We start from the raw sequence: 4762 nt of genomic DNA on the forward strand, positions 1-4762 counted from the left end.
CCACCTCCGCCGCGCTCACCGCGGCGCCGTCGTGCAGGCGCAGCTGGTCGAGCAACGCCGGCACACTCACATAGGTCTCCAGGCAGCCTCGGTTGCCGCAGCGGCAGATCGGGCCCGAGGGGTCGACGGTCATGTGCCCGAACTCGGCGGCTGTCCCGCACGCGCCCCGAAAGAGCCGGCCACCCAACACGAATCCGGCCCCGACGCCCGCGTCCAGCTTGATGTAGACGGCGACCTGCGCGCCCCGGCCCGCGCCCCAGGTGACCTCGGCCAGCGCCCCGAGATTGCCCACGTTCTCCACGATCACCGGCAGTCCGAGCAGCGAGCCGAGTTCCTCGGCCGGCCGCAGGCCCACCCAGCTCGGGGCGATGCTGGACGACCCGACCGCGCCCGTGAGCGTGTTGACCGGCCCGGGCAGGCCCACGCCGGCGCCGATCACCTTGGCCCGGTCCACCTCCGCCGAGGCCAGCGCCTGCTCGGTGAGCAACACGGCGGTCCGCAACGCGTGCCGCGCGTCGTGATCCCGTTCCAGCACCCGGATCTGCTCGGTCAGCACCCGGTGCGCCAGGTCGGCCACGATGACGCGGACGTGGGTGTGACCGAAGTCGATGCCGACCACCGCGCCGGCCGCGGGATTGAGCGTGAGCAGGCTACCCGGGCGCCCCCGCCGCTGGTGCGCGCCTCCGGTAGCGCTGTCGCTCTCCACCAGCAGGCCGTCCACGTGCAAGCCTGCGACCACAGTGGACACTGTGGCCCGAGAAACGTTCAGCAGGCGTGCGAGGTCCGCTCGGGTCAACGCGCCGCGCGTGCGCAGCAGTTCGACGACCCGCTCGCGGTTTCCCGGACGCGCCGCCGGAATCTCCATGTGCACCACTGACATCTACACCTGTACCAGCCGAAACGACAAGCGGTGAACAAAATCGGGGCCCACCCGGCGGTGTTCGACAGGAATTCGACAACGGATCGCGGTTGTTCGGCCGAATTTGTTCACCCTGTTGACAGCCAAGACAGCAAGGTCCCAGCATCGGCATGCGGCTCGCGACACATCAGTCACGGATCGTGACGGGCCTACCGGCCCGCCGCTGCGCCCACACTCGCCCGAGGACGTGCGAACGTGACCGAACACCAGGGCCCCAAGGGCTTCGAGCAGCGCCACCGGCCAGCCATGGACCGCGGACGGGCCGACACCCGCTCGGTCGAGGACGCCACGACCGGGTCTCCCTGAACCTCCCCTCCACTCCTGCCCCATCGCGCTCTCCCTTGCCGACACCCCAACAATGTTAGCGCTAACACCTCACCCTGCCCGGCCGCCGCGCCCGACGGTCGATACGGAGGTCCGCATGCTCCGAACCACACGGCGAACCCGGCTGGTAGCCGTGGCGATCGCCGGTCTGGCCACAATATTCACGATCGCGCCCATGGCGAGCGCCGCGACCACGGTCTCCGTCAACGGCGCGACGACCTATCAGCACATCGACGGCTTCGGCGTCTCGGAATCGTTCAACATGGCCAACGCCATTCGCGGTCTGAGCGCCTCGGCCCAGAAGCAGGCGCTGGATCTGCTGTTCAGCACCAGCAACGGGGCCGGCTTCAGCATCGTCCGCAACGACATCCCCTCGGGCAGCGACTCCATCGAGCCCCGCAGCCCGGGCAGCCCGTCGGCGACGCCGCAATACGTCTGGAACCCGAGCAGCGGCGGCACCGAGGACGGCCAGCTGTGGCTGGCGTTGCAGGCCAAGAACGGCTACGGCGTCACGAACTTCTACAACAACGCCTGGACGCCGCCGAGTTTCATGACCAACAGCGGGCAGCGCGGCGGCCTCTGCGGCGTGCCGAGCGTATCGTGCTCCTCCGGCGACTGGCGCCAGGCCTACGCCAACTACCTGGTGCAGGACACGAAGTTCTGGGCGGCGGCCGGGATCGCGCCGTCGACACTGGGCTTCGTCAACGAGCCGGCGACCGGCACCGGCGGCTTCGGCAGCATGCTGTTCAACCCGGCCCAGGCCGCCAACTTCCTGTCGGTGCTCGGCCCGACCCTGCGCTCGTCCGGGCTCTCCACCAAAATCACCTGCTGCGACACGCTGGGCTTCAACCAGCTTCCGAGCTACGTCAGCGCGGTGCAGGGTAACTCGGCCGCCAACTCGGCGGTCGGCGTGTTCACCAGCCACGGCTACTCCGGCGCGCCGACCACTCCCGTCGGCACGGGCGGCCGGCCCGTGTGGGAGTCGGAGTGGTCGATCAACGGCAACCAATGGGACGGCGCCTGGGACGACGGCAACCAGGCCGACGGCTTCAACTGGGCGCAGCACGTCCAAACCGGCCTGACGGACGCCAACCTCAACGCGTTCTTCTACTTCTGGGGCATCAGCACCACCAGCCACGACAGCTCGCTGATCGGCCTGCGGGGCTCGACCCTCACGCCGGCCAAGCGCTACTACTCGCTGGCCAACTACAGCCGGTTCATCCGCCCCGGCGCGACCCGTATCGGCGCCAGCAGCGGCACCGGCGGCCTCGACGTCTCGGCCTACAAGAACCCCGACGGCTCGATCATCGTGGTGGCGCTCAACACCGCCGCGACCAGCACGTCGGCGGCCTACACGGTGGCCAACACCGGCCTGACCGCCGGGACGGTGACGCCGTTCCTGACCAACGGCAGCAGCAACATCGCCGCCCAGCCCTCGATTCCGCTCGGCAACGGCGCCTTCACCGCCACCGTGCCCGGGCGGTCTCTCGTGACGTACCGCATCACGCGCTGAGCGAAAGGCGGAACCCATGCCTGGCAAGCGAATCTGGCTGCTGATCGTCGCCGCGGCACTCACGCTCGTGACAGCGCCGGCGGCGTCCGCGGCGACCAGCCTGCCCTGCAACATCTACGCGGCCGGCGGCACACCATGCGTGGCCGCACACAGCACCACCCGCGCCCTCTACTCCGCCTACAACGGCCCCCTGTACCAGGTCCGACGCAGCTCCGACAGCCACACCGCGAGCATCGGCGTACTGACCAGGGGCGGCTACGCTGATGCCGCGGCCCAGGATTCCTTCTGTGCCAACACCTCCTGTGTGATCACCGTGATCTACGACCAGTCCGGGCACGGCAATGACCTGGCCTACCAGGGCCCCGGCGGAGCCGGCGGTAGGGACACCCCGGCGACCGCGACCCGGGAGTCGCTCACGGCCGGCGGACACAAGGTCTACTCGCTCTACATCAACCCGGGCAACAGCTACTGGCGAAACGGTTCCAGCACCGGCGTGCCCAAGGGCAGCGCGCCCGTGGGCGAGTACATGGTGACCAGCGGCGCGCACGTCAACCACGGTTGTTGCTTCGACTACGGCAACAGCGAGACCGACCGCCGGGCCGACGGCGCCGGGGCGATGGACGCCATCAACTTCAGCACCAGCTGCTGGTTCGGGGGCTGCACCGGAACCGGTCCGTGGGTGCAGGCGGACCTCGAGTACGGCCTGTTCCCCGGCGGCAGCTCGAAGTGGAATCCCCAGCAGCGCGCGTTCACCGACAAGTACGTCACCGCCATGCTGAAGAACAACGGCACCACGCGGTTCGCACTCAAAGGCAGCAGCGCGCAGGCCGGCAGCCTCACCTCGCTGTGGGACGGCTCGCTGCCCGGCGGCTACAACCCGATGCGCAAGCAGGGCGCGATCGTACTGGGCAGCGGCGGCGACTGCTGCGCCCAGAACATCAACCTGAGCCAGGGAACGTTCTACGAGGGGGCCTTGGTGTCCGGCTATCCGTCGGACGCCACCGACAACGCGGTGCAGGCGAGCATTGTCGCCGCCGGCTACCGCTGACCGTGATGGCAGCTGAGAAGGGAGCACATTCGTGCCGAAGCCAGGAAGTTCCGGTGGACGGCTGGCGTTGGCCACCGCGGCAGTCAGCCTCGCCCTCACCGGTTTGGGTGTGGTTGGCACGCAGACGGCTGCCGCGGCCGGCACCGGGCCGTGCGACATCTACGCGGCCGGCGGCGCACCATGCGTGGCCGCACACAGCACCACCCGCGCCCTCTACTCCGGCTACAACGGCCCCCTCTACCAGGTCCGACGCAGCTCCGACAGCCACACCGCCAACATCGGCCTCCTGTCCCCCGGCGGCTACGCCAACGCAGCCGCCCAGGACTCCTTCTGCGCCAACACGACCTGCGTGATCACCGAGATCTACGACCAGTCCGGCAAGGGCAACCACCTCACCCAGGCGCCGCCCGGTGGCTTCAAGGGACCGGCGGCCGGCGGCTACGACAACCTCGCCAACGCCACCGCCGCGCCGACCACCGTGGGCGGCCACAAGGCCTACGGCGTGTACGTCGCGGCTGGCACCGGCTACCGCGACGACCACACCTCGGGCATCGCGACCGGCGACCAGTCCGAGGGCATGTACGCGATCCTCGACGGCACGCACTTCAACGGCGGCTGCTGCTTCGACTACGGCAACGCCGAGACGAACGTCCACGATGACGGCAACGGCACGATGGAGGCCATCTACTTCGGGAAGATCAAGGTCTGGGGCTACGGGGCCGGCAACGGCCCCTGGGTGATGGCCGACCTGGAGAACGGCCTGTTCTCCGGCGTCAACCAGCACTACAACGCCAACGATCCGACCGTGAACTACCGCTACCTGACGGCCATGGTCAAGGGCGGCCAGAACCAGTGGGCCATCCGCGGGGCCAACGCGCAGTCCGGCGGCGTGTCGACGTTCTACAACGGCAAGCGCCCCAACGTCTCCGGCTACAACCCGATGCGCAAGCAAGGCGCG

Annotated in this window: 4 protein-coding genes; 3 read left to right on the top strand and 1 reads right to left on the bottom strand. The window is 69.2% G+C overall.

The annotated features are described in order from the left end of the window. On the bottom strand, window positions 1–880 hold an 880-nt coding region (locus KUTG_RS60575; RefSeq protein ID WP_052393728.1), incomplete at its 3' end, for an ROK family transcriptional regulator. A 538-nt stretch (window positions 881–1418) separates the two neighbouring features. Here KUTG_RS60575 and KUTG_RS01815 point away from each other — a divergent pair. From KUTG_RS01815 to KUTG_RS01825, 3 genes are all read left to right on the top strand, one after another. Beyond that, window positions 1419–2756, top strand: a complete 1338-nt coding sequence (locus KUTG_RS01815; protein WP_198046965.1) for a glycoside hydrolase family 30 beta sandwich domain-containing protein — start codon at window positions 1419–1421, stop codon at window positions 2754–2756. Window positions 2757–2772: 16 nt separating this feature from the next. Further along, window positions 2773–3804, top strand: a complete 1032-nt coding sequence (locus KUTG_RS01820) for an arabinofuranosidase catalytic domain-containing protein (RefSeq protein ID WP_052393732.1) — start codon at window positions 2773–2775, stop codon at window positions 3802–3804. 67 nt (window positions 3805–3871) lie between these two features. Beyond that, window positions 3872–4762: arabinofuranosidase catalytic domain-containing protein (locus tag KUTG_RS01825; protein WP_304413681.1), on the top strand; the 891-nt coding region annotated here is incomplete at its 3' end.

The organism is Kutzneria sp. 744 (genome assembly GCF_000568255.1).
Lineage (GTDB): Bacteria > Actinomycetota > Actinomycetes > Mycobacteriales > Pseudonocardiaceae > Kutzneria.

Bases quoted from the DNA above. Each gene is read 5' to 3' on its own strand.
- KUTG_RS01815 (WP_198046965.1), top strand. From the start codon at position 1,419: ATGGCGAGCGCCGCGACCACGGTCTCCGTCAACGGCGCGACGACCTAT.
- KUTG_RS01820 (WP_052393732.1), top strand. From the start codon at position 2,773: ATGCCTGGCAAGCGAATCTGGCTGCTGATCGTCGCCGCGGCACTCACG.